Genomic DNA, 16,237 nt, shown 5'->3' on the forward strand with positions numbered 1-16,237 from the left:
TATTAGGAGGAAGAAATGATTAATCAGGTTAGAAACTACTTTCCAATAATGTTAGCAATCTCTTTTATTGTTGCATTATTGATTCCTTTGCCGGGATGGATTTTGGATTTAGTAATTGTATTTATTCTGGGTATTTCAGCCTGGGTTTATATGAACGCAACAAGAATTAATGAATGGAATGAAATGAAAACATTCCCTTCTATTTTATTATTAGTGGGTATATTTAGGGTTTCTGTAAACGTATCTACAACGAGAAAGATTTTAACTGATGGACAGCCAGGTCATGTAATTGAGCAATTCGGAAATTTTGTTATTGATGGCAATTTAATGGTTGGAGCTGTAATGTTTATTATCCTTATTATTTTCCAATTTATCGTAGCAAATGGTGCGAGTCGTACATCAGAAGTAGCTGCACGTTTTACGTTAGATGCTATGCCCGGAAAGCAGATGGCAGTTGATGCGTCGGCACAAGCAAAAGAAATAACCAGAGAAGAAGCTGAGGAAAAACGTAAATTAATATTAATGGAATCTGATTTTTATGGGGCTATGGATGGTGCAAGTAAGTTTATTAAAGGCGATGTCGTATTTGGAATCGCCATCTTATTTATAAATATCATTTTTGGTTTAATTGTAGGTATAGCTCAAAAAGGAATGCCTTTTGCAGAGGCTTTAAATGTTTATACTAAACTTACTGTTGGAGAGGGAATTGTAAATCAAATTGGTTCATTGTTACTAGCGATTGCTTCAGGATTAGTAGTAACAAGGGTATTTGATAATAGTGGAAAAACCTTACCAGGAAGTATTTATGATGAACTAATGAAAAATGGTGTGGTCGTCTATGCATTAGGAGCATTATTTATCCTTATGGGCGTATTTACTCAATTACCAGCGGTGCCTTTCGTTGGCATTGGGGGAGGAATTATGTATTTAGGATTCCAACACCAAAGAAAACTTACAAGAGCAACTGAAGAAAAAATGCTAAAAGAATTAGCAGAAATTAAAGATAAAGAGGAAGAACAAGAAAAAGCACAAATATCCGACAATGTAGCGTTGGCTAGAAAGAATGATTTAATTTTAGTAGAGTTGGGTGTAGATTTAATCCCATTAGTTTTGCGAAATGAAAAAGCTAAAAACAAGGTTGAATTAATGAGAAAAATGATTGCTACGCAGCTTGGTATAAGGGTGCCGGCTATAAGTATTAAAGATAATACTGGATTAAAACCAAAAGGTAGATATGTAATAAAAATAAAAGGTGCAAAAGTTGCAGAGGGTGTCTTGAAAAGTGGACATTTACTAGCACTTAAAACTCCTCACACGCTTTCAGAACTTAATGCTGAACCTGTTAAGGACCCTATATTTAATGAAGATGGTTATTGGATTGAAGAGGATGCGGTTAGTGAGGCTAGAATTGAAAATTATCAAGTGCTTGAACCGTTAGGTATTATGGTTACCCATTTAGATATGTCTATAAGAAAAAATCTACATGAAATTTTGAATAGGCAGCAAGTAAAAGAATTATTATCTACCTTAGAAGATGATTACCCAGTGTTACTGGAAGAAATTAACGAAGAAAAGTTGAATTTATCTACAGTGCAAACGGTATTACAGAATTTGTTAAGAGAAGGAATATCCATTCAAGATTTGCCTACTATAATAGAGGGAATTTTAGACGGCAAAAGAATTTATAATAACGTAGACGATATTATGGCTATTGTCCGTGAAAAAATCTCAAAACAACTTTCTGAAAAGGCAACAAGTCGAGATGGTAAAATACATGCGATACTGTTTGACGAAGAAGTAGAATTAAAAACTGAAATTGTTCTAGATGGACATAAAGGTTACTTTTTGAATTGGGATATAGAACTTGAAACATATATAGTTGAACAACTAGCCCATGCAATTCGAAAAGTTAGATTAAAGGACAGAGAGCCTATACTTGTTGTTAGAAGAAAAGATTTTCGTTTTGGAATTTTGAAAACGTTGAGAAGGTATAATACCGATATTCAAATATTGTGTGTAGATGAGATGGAACCAGAAGTTTTAGTAGAGTATTCCGCAATCATCAAATAAAAATGAAATAAGGGGGTGAATGGAGAGGTCTCCTCTCCGTTAAAAAATGACTAGTAAAGTGGTAACTGAGTACGGAAGAACTAGAGAAGAAGCTGCATCAAAACTGAAGACTAAATATCCAAGTTCTGAAATTTTTTATGATAGAACATTCCGTAATGGTTGGAAATTTTGGTCGAAAAAGTGGGAGTTGAAAGCTGTTTTATATGAAGAGCCAAAACAACCAAAAGTAAAAGCAGAAGAACCAAAAGTAAAAGCAGAAGGAAAAAAATCCAAAACAGAAGAAAAAACAAAAAATAAAAAAAATAATAATCAACAGGAAGCTTTAAATACAGATGAAAGAAAAGCTACTCTTTTAAAAATGTTAGCTAATTCAGAAGTTGCACCAAATGGGACAACAAGTGTTAGTGACCAAAAAATTGAAGAGTTAATGAATACAGTTGATATGTTGATTAAAAAATTAAATACAGAAGAAAAGAAAAAAAGTCTTCCATTGCCTTTAGAAAAAATGGAATCGTACTTAAAAGAGCAAGAAGTCGATGATAGAACAGCACGAATTTATGTGGAAAAAGTTGAAGAAGAATTCAAAGGTGTTCCTAATATTGAAGATAATGAAGTTAATGAAAGTATTCGTTCGCTAATTGAAAATCAAATCAATGTAATGGGTCCAATGAAGAGTGAAGAGAAAAAAATTATCTGTGTAGTTGGTCCTACAGGAGTTGGTAAAACTACAACCCTTGCAAAAATTGGTTGGGAAATTATTAGTCAAAATCGAACAGTAGGGTTTATTACTACCGATACTTTCCGTTCTGGAGCTAAAGAACAATTGGAACAATACGCACAGAAAATGGACGCAGAAACAATTGTTGCAAAAAGCGCAAAAGAATTAAAAGAGGCAATTCAATATTTCCAAAATGTTAATAAGGTAGACCATATCTTAATAGATACAGTGGGACGAAATCCTCTTGTAGAGGAATCAATTGAATCTGTAAAAGAGTATCTTGAGATTGCAAAACCACAAAATGAAGAAGAAATGTTAACGTGTTTAGTGCTTTCTTCTACTAGTAAAGTTCGTGATTTAAAAGAAACACTAAGTCGATTTGAACAGGTGAAAATAGACTCTATGATTTTTACTAAACTGGATGAAACTTATAATATTGGCAGTGTATTGAATGTATTTAATTTTACAGATTTACCTTTGTTATATGTTACTGATGGTCAAGATATTACGAAAAACATTTATGCCCCAACTAAAAGAATGTTGTCAGAAAAAATCTTAAATAAAGATACGGCTTTAGAAGGAAAAATAATTGCTTAAAATGCTCCTATAGGAGCATTTTTTTTTATTTATTTACATGATTTTTAAAGGAATTCCCATGTAATGTGGAATCTATGGAAAGATAGGTTTTGTTTTTTTAGAGGTGAATTAAATGGTATCCGATAAACTTTGGAATCAATACTTTAATAATCGAACGATTGAAAACAGAAATAAAATTGTTGAAGGCTATCGCTATTATGTACGTTATTTAGTTAATAAAATTTATCACTCTGTTCCAGAAGGGTTATCTAAAGAAGATTTAATTCAAGAAGGAAATAAAGGATTAATTGAAGCTGTAGAACGTTTTAATCCGATAAACGGAAATAAGTTTGAGACTTATGCAAAAATTAGAATTACCGGTTCTATTTTTGACTTTATTAGATATTATAAGAAAAGCAACTTAGGTATTTCTCGTATTAAATCAACACGTATTCGAGAAATTATTGAAAAGAAAAATGAATTAGAACAGATGTTGAACAGAACTCCTTCTAAACAAGAAATAGCAGATGCTTTGAATATGAATGTTGAAGATTATGAAAAAATCCTTCAGGAAAAAGAAGTTAAGGTGTTTTATGAAGAAGATTATTTGGATAGAAAAAATATAGGTTTCGAAGCGGAAGAAGATAGAGGGATTGAAACACCGGAAGAAAATTATTTGATGAAGGAAGAAAAAAATTTACTTCAAGAAAAAATTAAAAAGTTGAATGATGTTCAAAAGAAAGTATTGCAGTTATATTATTACGAAGAAAGAAATTTCAAAGAAATTGGAGAAGAATTATCTTTAACTGAATCTAGAATCAGTCAAATACATAAAAAAGCAATTCATAGATTGAAATATCTATTTGATGAAACTATAGATGGCAAAATAAGAGCGCGTGGGTAAGGGGTGAAATGAATGGAAGGTATTTATATAGGAGCTATGGGTATGCTTTCTAGTCAGAATCATATAGATACGCATGCAAACAACATAGCGAATGCTAATTCAAATGGTTTTAAGTTTGATACAATGATGTCAAAAGTATTTGAAGAAAAAAGTGCATATAGGAATGAGGGTGGAGCAAGAACATTTATCGGGGATTATTCTAATAAGGTTGTCGATGAAGGGATTATAACAAATTTAAGACCTGGACAAACTAAAATTACGAATAGCCCTTTAGATGTTACTGTTAATGATAAACCAAATGGAAATGTTTCATTCTTTGTTGTATCAAAGGATAACAAACAATACCTAACTAGGAATGGGGAATTTGAGTTAGATGATGAAAGAAAATTACGTACAATGTCAGGTGCGTACATTTTAGATTCAAATAATAAAAAAATAACAGTTCCTAAAGGTGTAAATCCTATGATAGATAAGGAAGGTAATGTTAGAAATAATGAAACGGGAGATTTGTTAGGGAAAATTCAAATGAGGGCAATTTCTCAAAATAATAGACCAAATCTAAACAAAGAAGAAGGTACGATGTTTAGTTATATGGGGGGAATTAATCAATTGCCAATATCCCAATCTGAAGTTCAATCTAATATGCTAGAACTATCTAATGTAGATATGTCTAAAGAAATGGTGGATTTATTGAATTCACAGAAAAGTTTTCAAGCAAATCAAAGAGCCTTTTTAAGTTATGATAAAGTGTTGGACAAGGAAGCAAATCAATTAATTAGATAAAAAGCTCGTAATTTAGACGAGCTTTTTTAAAAAAATAAATTAATGTTGAATACATTTAAATATAGAGAAGGGGAATGAAATTATGAGTAAATCAAAAGTAGTGATTTTAGGAGCAGGTTATGGTGGAATGTTAACTGCTCTTACATTACAAAAAAAGATGAGCAAGAATGAAGTGGAAATTACTTTAGTTAATAAAAATGACTATCATTATTTTACTACTGAGTTACATCAACCAGCAGCAGGTACGTTTCCGGCAGAAAAGACAAGAGTATTAATTAGAGAATTAATTAATACAAATAAAATAAATTTTATAAAAGATGAAGCTATAGAAATTAAGACGGAAGAAAAAAAGGTTGTTTTAGGTAATTCTACATTGGAATATGATTATCTAGTAGTAGGATTAGGAGGAGAATCAGAAACATTCGGTATTCCTGGTCTGAAAGAATATGCATTTGGAAAATGGACATTCGATGGCGCTACTCAGTTGAACAATCATATTGAAAATCAATTTGCTAATTATAATAGCCAATCTGATAATAAAGATAGTTTATCAATTGTTGTAGGAGGCGCAGGATTCACAGGTATTGAATTTGTAAGTGAAATTGCTGAAAATGTGCCCAACCTTTGTAAAAAATATAATATTCCAAGAGAAAAGGTGAGAATTTCATGCGTAGAAGCAGCGCCAACAGTATTACCAGGGTTTGATGAAGATTTAGTAAAATACGCAACAGAAAGATTGAAAAGAAAAGGAATTGAATTTTTTATCGGTACGCCAATTAAAGAGTGCAATGAAGAAGGCGTTATTTTGGCAAATGGAGAGGAAATAAAAGCTGGTACAGTAGTATGGGCTGCTGGAGTAAGAGGTAGTTCGATTATCGAAAAATCAGGTTTTGAAAATGTAAGAGGTAGAGTCGGTGTAAATGAATTTTTACAAGCGCCTGGATTTGAAAATATATTTATAATCGGAGATAGTTCTTACATTATGAATGAAGAAACCGGAAGACCATATCCTCCAACAGCTCAAATAGCTATGCAAATGGGTGCAAATTTGGGTCAAAATTTAACCTCTATTATAAAAGGCAAGAAACAGGGTTTAATTTCATTTAAGCCGCAAATTAAAGGGACTGTTGCTTCTCTGGGTCGTAAAGATGCTATTGGTATAGTTGGGAAACGAAAAGTGTATGGTTTTGTAGCTACATCATTAAAAAAAGTTATTGATTTAAGATATTTATTTATCATCGGTGGAATTAAACTTGTATTAAAAAAAGGTAGATTTTAAAAAAATCCATTGGTATTAATATACCAATGGATTTTTTTATGTATTAATTATGATTTAAATGATATAACAAGTCGTTTGAATCAACTATTAATGAGATAGAGCCGTCCCCAAGTATATTACATGAACTAATTCCTTTTGCTCCTTGTACAAATGGATGCATAGATTTTACTACTATACTTTGTTGACCTAAAAATTCATCAATTGTTAATCCAACTATGTAATTATGAGAGCGTAAAATCATAATTTTAAAAAATGGATTGTCATCTTTTTCTCTTAGTTGCATACCGAAAAATTCTTCCGCATAAATAATAGGTATTTCCTTATCTTTTAAAAAGAAATATTTTTTGTCAGAAGAAGTACGGACCTCTGTTTTTTTAATATTAATAACTTCTTCTACCTGTGAAATAGGGAAAGTAAAGTATTCGTTATTAACTTTAGTTATCATACCTTCTATAATAGCTGTAGTTAAAGGAAGAAAAAGAGTTATATTAGTCCCGACATCATCAATAGAAGATACGGAAATTGAACCGTTAATTGCATCTATTTTTTTTCGAACTGCATCCATCCCTATTCCTCGACCCGAATATTCCGTCACTTTTTCAGAAGTTGAAACACCAGATTTAAAAATCAATTCCAGTAAATCTTGTTTATTCATATTGTTTGCAAGCGAAGGGGAAACAATATTTTTATTAATGGCAACTTGTTTTAAAGTTTCAAGATTTATGCCTTTTCCATCATCAGAAATAGTTATGATGACCCTGTTTTTATCGTGTTTAGCTTGAACTGTTATTGTTCCTTCAGGATTTTTCCCTTTTTGAATTCGATGCTCAGGGGATTCAATACCATGAATAACAGAATTTCGAATGATATGCATAAAGGGGTCAAATAATTCATCCAGTATGCTTTTGTCGATTTCGGTGTTACCGCCAATTGTATTAAGTTTAATAGGTTTATTGTACTCTTTTGAAAGTTCTCGTATGTCTTTTGGGAATCGATTAAATAATTGTTCAAAAGATGTCATACGAATCTCTAATACGCTTTCTTGTAAATAATCAACATGAGAATTTATTTCATTAAAAAGTTCTTCTAATTCTTTTCTTTTCTTAGTTCCAGTAAGAAAATCATTTTGGATAAGAAATTGGTCCAATTTATTCTTTAATATAACTAATTTTGATGTGTGTTTTAACACATTGTCGATTCTCCTGGTAGATATTCTTAAAGGCTGGGATTTAGTCCTTTTTCGGGAACTTTTATTAGGTTCATTTTTGTTAGAATCAATAAATTCTTTAATAGATTTTGTCTGGTAATCTTTTGGAGCTGAAGAAACTACTCTGTTATTATAAGGAATGTTCGTTACTTCACCTACATTATCCAAATTCAAAATAAAGTCTCGTATTTTATCTTGTTCGTGTTCAGAATTTATTTGAATTGTAATTAAATCAAAATCTTTATTTTTTAATAAATCATCTTTGCTAGGAATGAAAAATGAATCAGGATAAGTTTGTTCTATTTCTCTATACACTATAGTTAAATAGCCATGTTTGTAATCTTCATCAGAAATTAGCGTAATGTTAAAAAAGTGTCTTTTACTTAAATTTTTTAAATTAGCCTCGTCTTCTTCATTATGAGATTTTAGATTACTAAAAAATATATCAATTTTTTCTTCTTCCATAGTTTCAGTGCTTTCATTTTCAATATAATCTTTTAATTCTCTAATTAAAGTATCGAATTCTAATAGTATAGAAACATCTGCTTCGAATAGTTCCTCTTTTTGTTTTAAGATTTCTAAATAATCTTCAAATGTATGGGTGATTAAAGCAATCTTTTCTACATGATTTTTGCATACGTGGTTATCTTCTTTATTTAAATTATTGAGCAACGATTTTGAACTACCTTTAATAGTGTGTACGTTAATATACAAATCATCAAGCAACGAAATATTGGCTTCTTTTTCAATTTCAAAAAAAGTTGTTGAATATTCTTCTAATTCTTCTTCTAATTCATATAAAAATAAATTAATTAATTCATTCAGTTCCATTATTTATCAACTCCCTTTTAAAAATGTCATATATTTTTTTTATGCTAAGTAAAATAACTAGTTCTTCGGAGGAATCTCTGTCTTTATTAAAATGTTTATCATCCATTCGAATTGTTCCATCAGAAAAAATACGGACATGTTCTGAAACATAGGTGAATTCTTTCTTTGGAGGTACATCTGTTTCTTTAAGTTCGAAAATAGAATCGGCAAGAATACCAATTAATTTATCATTGTGTTCAAATAAAAGAACGAAATCTTCAGTTCCTGATGTTTTAGGTAATTTCATTCTTTCTTTTAAATCTATGATAGGAACAATTTGTTCTTCAAAGTCTATAATGCCACTAATATATTTTGGTAAATTAGGAACTTTTCTAATTAAAGGTGTTGGTATAATTTTGTCTAAAGTATCTATTTTTACACAATAATACTCGTCACTTAGTTCAAAAACTACGTATTCTTGTTTATTGAGAGTAAGATTTTTTGTTGATTCCATTAAAAACATCTCTGCCTTTCTGAAATTAAAATTCAAAATTTAATTTTTTTAGAATTCGAATTGATATAATTAGCTCATTAATGAACTAGTTATATAAGATATTCAACATAAAAATAAATTTTCTGTTTTAAAAAAGGTTTTATAAGAAAAAAAGAAAAAATAATTTCCAAGGAGTGATTATTGATGGAAAAGGATAAGAACTTAGAACTCATGTCACAAGAATTCAATCCACAATATGACCTAATCAAGGCAGAAGATGTTAAATTGTTTATGACTAATCTTCCCAAAACTCCAGATAAAGAGATGGTCAAAAGGCTTCTTTTAGAACTTCCTCAACAAATTACTTTTTTAGATAATCAAGCGGTTGAATTCAAGAAAGAAATTAAAGATGCTAAAACAGCAGCGAAAGCTAAAAAAAATCTTCTTGAAATTGAAAAAAGTGAGATTCGAAAAATAGAGATTGAGAAGTTTTCAAAAGAACATGAATTGTATATGAGTAGAACTCAAGAATTAATGAGAGAAATTATGAATTCTGATGAACAAAATGCTTCTTTGAAAAAAGCGTATTTACAAGAAGTTGCTCGTGCAATCAAACCGGAAAGACCTACAAGAGCTGATTTGGATGATATAGCTAATATCAAAACTAAACACTTGCAAGAAGATATCGATGAACTCGAAAAAAGAATAAGCGATTATCAATTCGAGTTAGACCTTCTAGCAATAAAAAAGGATTTCTACAATAATATGTGGATTACAGTAAGGGCATATAAAGGAATCATTGTAGAAGAAATGAGAATGCTTAGCGAGCATTAATAAAATACCCAAAATTTTAGGAGGTTAATTTGAAATGAACGAAAAAAATAACGGAATAAACAGTACGGTATGGTGTGGTGAAGTAGTAGAACCATTAGCATTTAGCCACGAAATTACTAAGAAAGACACTAATGAAGTGGTTGAAAAGTTCTATCGCTTTTCACTTAAAACTAAAGTAATTACTAATAAAGGCAAAGAATTAGATGATTCTATTTTACCAATTATAGTTAGTGAAAAACATCTGAATGGTTTAGAAAAAGAATTAGAAGTTGGAGATGTAGTGTTTATCCGTGGTTCTTGGAGAGCATATACTATTAATGAAGAAAATAGCCGTAAAGTAGAACAAGTAGGGTTTGTAAATCATATTGTTCATTCTGAATTAAAAGAAGGTAAATATTTAAATCGCTTTGATTTCCAAGGTTATTTAGTAGATAAATTATATATTCCGGTTCGTGATGAAGAAACAGGAAAACCATTGCGTGACCCAGAAACTAAAAAGTTTGTTCCTTTATTAGATGAAGAAGGCAATAAACAATGGACAGTTCGTTTAAATCGTGAAAAGAAAGTCGTAAATGATTATACGATTGCAATTAATACGAATAACCGTTCATTCTATATTCCAAGTGTATCTTATTTCGGTCTTGCTAAACGTGTAGCGGAAGATTTCCCACTTGGTTCTGAAGTAAAAGGTTCTGGTTATGTTCGTTCTCGTTCTTATGATGACGGTTTTGGTAATACACAAACAGTGTATGAGGCAGTTGTTGTTGCTCTTGAACTAGTTCCTCAAACAGAAGAAACAGAAGTTGTAAATGGTGCAGAAACTCAAGAATAATACATAATGCGAATAAACGCATAAAAAGGTTCCATTTTTTAATGGAGCCTTTTTTATTATATGAATAAATATAATTCAGAAATCTATATAGAAACAGGGGTGTATTTTTCTGAATTTCATTGCTAAAATATGAAAAGATGTTATATTCCAGACATAAGGAAAATAAAATTCAGAAAAAATAAAAATACATGATAAAATAAGATAAAAAAACAAAAAAGGAGAATGCTTTATGGCAATTTTGAATGCAAAAAGTACAATGAATCAAAACAGTATAATAGAAATCGAGGATTACTTTCATGCTGTGAAATCAAACGGATTAAGTTATGCTGCAATTACTAATGATGGAACACTGCATGACTTATTTGAAATCTCAGAAGCTGCAAAACAAACAGGTTTAAAACCAATTGTTGGTAGCAAATTTCCGTTTAGAATTGGTTCTAATGTAATTGATTTAGCACTTTATCCTCGAAATAATAGAGGTAAAAAGAAGCTAAATGCTCTAAGCACTAGATTCCACAAAAACCAAAGAAGAAACTTTGGTTTAGAAGGAATGAAGAACATTTTGCATGATATGGCAATAGTCGTTGATGCAGGAAATGCTGATTCTAAAGCAACCAAAGAAGTTATAAAAACTCTAACTACATTTCTTGAAAAAAATACTTTGTTTGTTGGTTTACAGGAAACATTTGAACAGGATAACAAAGAAAAGAACTTAGAAATTAAGAAAGTTCTTGTTGATGAGAACATTAAATTTATTCCTTTTAATGAAATTAAGTTTTTGAAAGAGGAACAAATGGATAGTTTCAATTACTTTTCAAAAATGAAAGGTCTTGATACTGTCGAAGATATTGAAAATGTATTACCTACAGTGGAAGATGTTGAACAAATGTTTGATTACATGGAAGATATAGAAGATGGCACAACTGATATTGTATCGCAAATTAAAGCGGATTATATTATTGACCAAGAGGCTATAAAAATACCTTCTTACCCAGTTCCATTGGATTTTAATCCAAGTGAAAAGTTCAAAAAACGATTCCAGGAATATATTAAAGTGGCTTCTGAAAAACAAATCAGAAGCGCAGGTTATTTATGGCACTTGGTATTTAAAGGATTAGTAGAAAGATATGGTGTTGATGAAGTTGCTATTAATAGAGCAATTAAAGAAATGGAAGTTATCGTGAAAATGAATTTCTCTGATTACTTTTTAATTGTTTGGGACTTCATTGATTACGCAGGGAAGAATGGTATTATTATTGGTCCGGGTCGTGGTTCAGTAGCGGGGAGCATTGTATCGTTTTGCTTAAATATTACAAAAGTATGTCCTATAAAATATAAGTTGCAATTCGAAAGATTCTTAAGCAAATATCGTAAGGGTATGCCGGATATCGATGTAGATGTTAGTCAGAAAACTCGCGGTAAGTTGATAGCATATCTTCGACGCAAATATGGTAAAGGTTTTGTTTCTCATATTATTACAAGAGCCAATTATGGATTTAAAAACATAAATAATAATATGTTAAAACAAATGAGAGTTCCAGAAAACCTTGTTACAGATATGATGAAATTTTCACCAGAGTCTTATAACAGTGTTAGCGAACTAATTGAAAAAAAACCGGAAGCAAAAGAACTTATGGGGAAATCAAAAGATGTTCGTGTGTTGCTTGAACAAGGATATGCACTTAAAAATATGCCAAACACAACTTCAATTCATGCAGCTGGAATTATTATTTCAGGTGAACCACTAGAAGAAGGTGGTTTACCAATGATGTATGATGAGGAAGGGAATTTGGTTACTCAAATTCAAAATGATACAGATAAAAATTCATTGGAAAAGATGGGTTATTTGAAGTTTGACATTTTAGGTTTGAGAAACTTGGATGTAATTCAAATGGCAAAACAGTTAGTGGAAAAGAAAACTGGAAAACAATTTGGAGAAATCCCTCTGGATGATTCAAAAACTCTAGAATTGTTAGAAACGGCAAAATTTTTAGCAGGAATTTTCCAACTTGAATCTATTAGTGCTAAAAATGTTATTAAACAAATAGGAGTTAAAAGTTTTGATGACATCGTAATGGTAAATGCCTTTAATAGACCGGGTCCATTGGATTTCGTTCCTGTATATGCACAAAGAGCAGGGGAACCTATTAAGATGTTTGATGAAAAAGGAAATGAACTTCGTAATGTAGATAAACTGTATCCAACTCTTCAGGAAACAAGGGGTATCATTATATTCCAAGAACAAATTAATGAACTTGTTTGTGTGTGGGCTGGATATAACTTGGCAGATGCTGATGTATTTAGAAGAGCAATTTCTAAAAAAGATGAAGAGGCGTTAAAGAAAGAAGGAGAAAAGTTCATTAAGAAGTCTGTTGAATTTGGACGTGATGAACAAACTACTATTGAATTATTTAAAATCATTTTAAGATTTGCTAAATATGGTTTTAATAAGAGTCACGCAGTAGTTTATTCTATGATTACTTATGAACTTGCTTATCTAAAAGCGAATCATCCGTTGGAATTTTGGTCAGCGTTATTGACATCTGTTGGAAATAGCACTAAACAGGTTGCTGAATATATCTCAGAGGCTCGACAAATGGGAATCAAAATATTGCCGCCAGATATTAACTTATCTACAGATGAATTCCAGGTTGAGGAAAATGCTATTCGTTGTGCATTCCAAATGGTGAACGGTGTTGGGGTAAAAACATCTAAAGGAATTGTAGAGGCGCGAAATAATGTTCCATTCAAGCACATTTACGATGTAGTTAAGCGAATTAAAACGACGCCGAGTGTAGATAATGGAAATCTTGAAGCATTTGCGCGTATCGGAGCATTTGATTCCGTTGGAGAGAGACATGCGGTATTAGCGCATTTATCGAACAAAGAAAATGTGACGCCGTTAACACTAGGAGAGAAAGTTGCTTTAGAGTTAGAAGGTTGTCATGTTGAGTTTTCTATTCCTGAAGAAATTCGGGAGAAACTAAAAAATGCTATTTCTCAAAAAGAAAATTATGTTGCGGGGATAGTTGAGAAAGTAGAAAATAAGATAGATAAATACAAAAGAGAGATGGCTAGGATAGAAATGATTTCTCTAGATGGAGATTATTATAGTCCGGTTATTTTCTCTAAACTATGGAAAGATGTGAAAAATGATATAAAATGTGGCTCCGTTGTTTTAGCTGAGATTAGCAATGGGAAAAAAGGAGTCATTGAAAAAATTTCGACAATAAAATTATAGAATCGACTTTTAAAGTCGGTTCTTTTTTTTATTTTTATTGGACTTTTTTTGAAAAAAATAATATATTGTGCTGGGTTTGATTATGAGGAGGGCTTATGATGAAACGAATTATTATGGTTTTTGTCTTTTTGCTTTCAATGAGTTCTTTAGTTTATACGTTATTAAGAAAGAACAAAAAAGTGAATGAAAATAAGGACAACGAATGGTTCATTTAAAACTACCTATTATAGGTAGTTTTTTAATATATGAATAAGGATTTAAAGGTTTTTTAATTTTAAATAAAAATGTAAAAGTAGAAAACGGAGTAGAAGGGAGATACAGAATTGTTAACGAAAGTCTATACTTATTTTAGAGGATTGAATACATCGTGGCAATCCATTATTTTCGTAGGAACAGTTTCTATTTTATTTTTTGTGATTGTTTCTCAAAGTTTATCTATTATCCAAATGAGGTATCACATCAATGGGTTAGAAGAAAGCATTATGGAATCGGATAATGAAAATAAGCTGTTAGTGGAAAAACTAGAGAAAACTTCTACAGAAAAATATGTTGAAGAAATAGCTCGCGAAAAGCTAGGGATGGTTAGAAGTAACGAAGTGCCTGTTCAAGTTAACGTTGTTAAAAGTGAAAAAACTACAGAAGAAAACCACATCTTAGACTCTAAAGATAAAGCTGGAATTTATCTTGAAGAATGGTATACACAATTGGGTAAGTGGTTTAAAAAAGAGAAAAAATAGGGGTGAGTTAACATGAAAATCATGCCCATTAAAGAAATACCTTATTTTTCACGATTAGGACAAAATATCTATCGACATGATGGTTTATTGGCTTTGCCTAGGGGAATCGTCTTAAGAGAAAAAGAATTGAAAGAAATAGAACACTATGGAATAGATTTTACTATTGTTTATGATAAAACTATTTCAATGGGAAGTTACGAAGATACAAGTTTTACTCTGAACGTAATAGAATCTGCTTTTTTAAAGACGACTTTATGGGAAGAAAAAACTGGAGAAATTTTGTATGAATATATACATAATGAGGTTATTAACAATAAAAAAGTTGCAAAAATGCTAAACGAATTAAGAATAGCGGATTCCTATTCATTTGCACATAGTATCAATATTAGTTTGGTAGTTTCGAGTATACTTATGAAAAAGGTTAAGGATTACGAAACTTTAGGTAAAATTGCATATATATCATTAATTCATGACATTGGAAGATTAAAGATGATAAATCTTTTTAATAAAGAGGGGAAGTTAACTAGTAAGGAATACGAGGTTTTAAGAAAACATCCAGAAGAATCATATAACATGCTGAAAAAAGCGGGTTTCATAGATGCAGAAGTATCTTTTGTAATAGAAACTCATGAAAAATATAACGGTACTGGTTATCCATATAATCTAAAAGGACCTGAAATTTCGGAATTAGGACAATTGATATTAATTGCGGATGTTTATAATGCTCTTTCTAGTTTTAGACCTTATAGGGACTCTTATTTGCCTCATATTGTTTCACAAATGATTGAAGAAGAAAAAGGGCATGCTTTTGGTAAAGAAGTCGTTGAAATATTTAAAGAGAACTTTGAACCCTACAAAAAGGGAATGCTAGTTGTTTTAAATGATAATACAATAGCCAAAGTGAAAAATACATTTTTCAGCAAAACTCTTCCTGTTGTGGAACTGATTGATGAGGAAACAGGTGAAGTATTAAAAATGGTAGATTTATCATCAAGTAATAAGTATAGAATTAAAAGGATTATCGGTGTATAAGAAGCGCTTAAAAAAGCTGCTTCTTTTTTATTAGGGGGAGGGATTAATTTTGAATTACTTTAAACCGGATTTTTATTTTGAACATTTTTCAAATATTAGCGTTGATTGGTTAAAGAAAAATAATATAAAGCTAATTTTATCGGATATAGATAGCACGCTCGCTCCACATAATGAAATGGGAGATGAACATTTAAATAAATGGCTAGATGAACTAAAAAAGGAGAACATAGAAGTTGTCTGTGTTTCTAACAACACGGAAAAACGAGCTAGAGATTTTGGTGAGCATCATAATTTAGCTGCATTAGGAAAATGTAAAAAACCAAAAACAAAAAAAGTGGAACAATTTATTGAACAAAAGGGAATAAAAAAAGAAAATATTGTGTTAATAGGAGACCAAGTATTTACAGATATATGGTTTGGTAAACGATTATTTGTACGAACAATATTAGTAATGCCAATTGGAAACTATCAGCCCGTTTGGATTAAAGCAAAAAGAATCTTGGAAAATAAAATGCTCAAAAATTGGAAATTAAAATAAAGAATATATTTGGCTGTGCCTAAATTAAAAAGAATAGGTAGATTAGCAAATGAAGGAATATATAAAAGTACGAATAAAACAAGATATGGAGCAATCAGTATTTCTAATTGAATTTTAAAATATAAGTGCATGTTTATAAAGAAAAAGCCGAAACCCTGTTATAGTAAGAGGGTTTTTGTTGTG

The 16,237-nt window shown here is 30.7% G+C and carries 13 protein-coding genes; 11 read left to right on the plus strand and 2 right to left on the minus strand.

What is annotated here, in order from left to right; translation table 11 throughout:
• Positions 1-15: 15 nt before the first annotated feature.
• The 5 genes from PDL00_RS02195 (at position 16) to PDL00_RS02215 (ending at position 6,330) form a co-directional block, all read left to right on the plus strand.
• Positions 16-2,070, plus strand: coding sequence for an FHIPEP family type III secretion protein (locus tag PDL00_RS02195; RefSeq protein WP_270725917.1), 2,055 nt, complete (start codon positions 16-18; stop codon positions 2,068-2,070).
• Between the two features lie 46 nt (positions 2,071-2,116).
• On the plus strand, positions 2,117-3,385 hold the full coding sequence (locus PDL00_RS02200; RefSeq protein WP_270725920.1) for an AAA family ATPase: 1,269 nt from the start codon (positions 2,117-2,119) through the stop codon (positions 3,383-3,385).
• A 112-nt stretch (positions 3,386-3,497) separates the two neighbouring features.
• Positions 3,498-4,268: a sigma-70 family RNA polymerase sigma factor gene (locus tag PDL00_RS02205; RefSeq protein WP_098007114.1), complete on the plus strand. Its 771-nt coding sequence runs from the start codon at positions 3,498-3,500 to the stop codon at positions 4,266-4,268.
• A 12-nt stretch (positions 4,269-4,280) separates the two neighbouring features.
• The gene (locus tag PDL00_RS02210; protein ID WP_270725926.1) at positions 4,281-5,051 is read left to right on the plus strand and encodes a flagellar hook-basal body complex protein; all 771 of its coding nucleotides are present in this window, start codon (positions 4,281-4,283) and stop codon (positions 5,049-5,051) included.
• Positions 5,052-5,133: 82 nt separating this feature from the next.
• Positions 5,134-6,330, plus strand: a complete 1,197-nt coding sequence (locus PDL00_RS02215; protein WP_270725928.1) for an NAD(P)/FAD-dependent oxidoreductase — start codon at positions 5,134-5,136, stop codon at positions 6,328-6,330.
• A gap of 43 nt (positions 6,331-6,373) precedes the next feature.
• Here PDL00_RS02215 and PDL00_RS02220 read toward each other — a convergent pair whose 3' ends face one another.
• On the minus strand, positions 6,374-8,368 hold the full coding sequence (locus tag PDL00_RS02220; protein ID WP_270725931.1) for a chemotaxis protein CheA: 1,995 nt from the start codon (positions 8,366-8,368) through the stop codon (positions 6,374-6,376).
• Positions 8,355-8,861 carry a chemotaxis protein CheW gene (locus PDL00_RS02225; RefSeq protein WP_170953131.1) on the minus strand — a complete coding sequence of 169 codons (507 nt, stop codon included), beginning with the start codon at positions 8,859-8,861 and terminating at the stop codon, positions 8,355-8,357. The genes PDL00_RS02220 and PDL00_RS02225 overlap by 14 nt, the downstream gene beginning before the upstream one ends.
• 183 nt (positions 8,862-9,044) lie before the next feature.
• Here PDL00_RS02225 and PDL00_RS02230 point away from each other — a divergent pair, with 183 nt between their 5' ends.
• From PDL00_RS02230 to PDL00_RS02255, 6 genes are all read left to right on the plus strand, one after another.
• Positions 9,045-9,674: a hypothetical protein gene (locus PDL00_RS02230; protein WP_098517501.1), complete on the plus strand. Its 630-nt coding sequence runs from the start codon at positions 9,045-9,047 to the stop codon at positions 9,672-9,674.
• Between the two features lie 34 nt (positions 9,675-9,708).
• Positions 9,709-10,506: a hypothetical protein gene (locus tag PDL00_RS02235; RefSeq protein ID WP_098007100.1), complete on the plus strand. Its 798-nt coding sequence runs from the start codon at positions 9,709-9,711 to the stop codon at positions 10,504-10,506.
• Between the two features lie 229 nt (positions 10,507-10,735).
• Positions 10,736-13,747 (plus strand): DNA polymerase III subunit alpha, encoded by a 3,012-nt coding sequence (dnaE, locus tag PDL00_RS02240; protein WP_270725936.1) that lies wholly within the window; start codon positions 10,736-10,738, stop codon positions 13,745-13,747.
• Positions 13,748-14,070: 323 nt separating this feature from the next.
• Complete coding sequence (locus PDL00_RS02245; protein WP_270725938.1) at positions 14,071-14,484, plus strand: FtsB family cell division protein; 414 nt, start codon at positions 14,071-14,073, stop codon at positions 14,482-14,484.
• Positions 14,485-14,496: 12 nt separating this feature from the next.
• Entirely contained in the window at positions 14,497-15,516 is a 1,020-nt protein-coding gene (locus PDL00_RS02250) for an HD-GYP domain-containing protein (RefSeq protein WP_270725941.1), read from the plus strand.
• Between the two features lie 49 nt (positions 15,517-15,565).
• On the plus strand, positions 15,566-16,054 hold the full coding sequence (locus PDL00_RS02255) for a YqeG family HAD IIIA-type phosphatase (RefSeq protein ID WP_270725943.1): 489 nt from the start codon (positions 15,566-15,568) through the stop codon (positions 16,052-16,054).
• Positions 16,055-16,237 lie beyond the last annotated feature (183 nt).

Source organism: Bacillus cereus group sp. TH152-1LC, from assembly GCF_027710505.1.
In the GTDB taxonomy this organism is placed as follows: Bacteria; Bacillota; Bacilli; order Bacillales; family Bacillaceae_G; genus Bacillus_A; species Bacillus_A mobilis.

Coding starts and splice junctions, on each gene's coding strand:
- PDL00_RS02195 (WP_270725917.1), top strand. CDS start 16: ATGATTAATCAGGTTAGAAACTACTTTCCAATAATGTTAGCAATCTCT.
- PDL00_RS02200 (WP_270725920.1), top strand. CDS start 2,117: ATGACTAGTAAAGTGGTAACTGAGTACGGAAGAACTAGAGAAGAAGCT.
- PDL00_RS02205 (WP_098007114.1), top strand. CDS start 3,498: ATGGTATCCGATAAACTTTGGAATCAATACTTTAATAATCGAACGATT.
- PDL00_RS02210 (WP_270725926.1), top strand. CDS start 4,281: ATGGAAGGTATTTATATAGGAGCTATGGGTATGCTTTCTAGTCAGAAT.
- PDL00_RS02215 (WP_270725928.1), top strand. CDS start 5,134: ATGAGTAAATCAAAAGTAGTGATTTTAGGAGCAGGTTATGGTGGAATG.
- PDL00_RS02220 (WP_270725931.1), bottom strand. CDS start 8,368: ATGGAACTGAATGAATTAATTAATTTATTTTTATATGAATTAGAAGAA.
- PDL00_RS02225 (WP_170953131.1), bottom strand. CDS start 8,861: ATGGAATCAACAAAAAATCTTACTCTCAATAAACAAGAATACGTAGTT.
- PDL00_RS02230 (WP_098517501.1), top strand. CDS start 9,045: ATGGAAAAGGATAAGAACTTAGAACTCATGTCACAAGAATTCAATCCA.
- PDL00_RS02235 (WP_098007100.1), top strand. CDS start 9,709: ATGAACGAAAAAAATAACGGAATAAACAGTACGGTATGGTGTGGTGAA.
- dnaE (WP_270725936.1), top strand. CDS start 10,736: ATGGCAATTTTGAATGCAAAAAGTACAATGAATCAAAACAGTATAATA.
- PDL00_RS02250 (WP_270725941.1), top strand. CDS start 14,497: ATGAAAATCATGCCCATTAAAGAAATACCTTATTTTTCACGATTAGGA.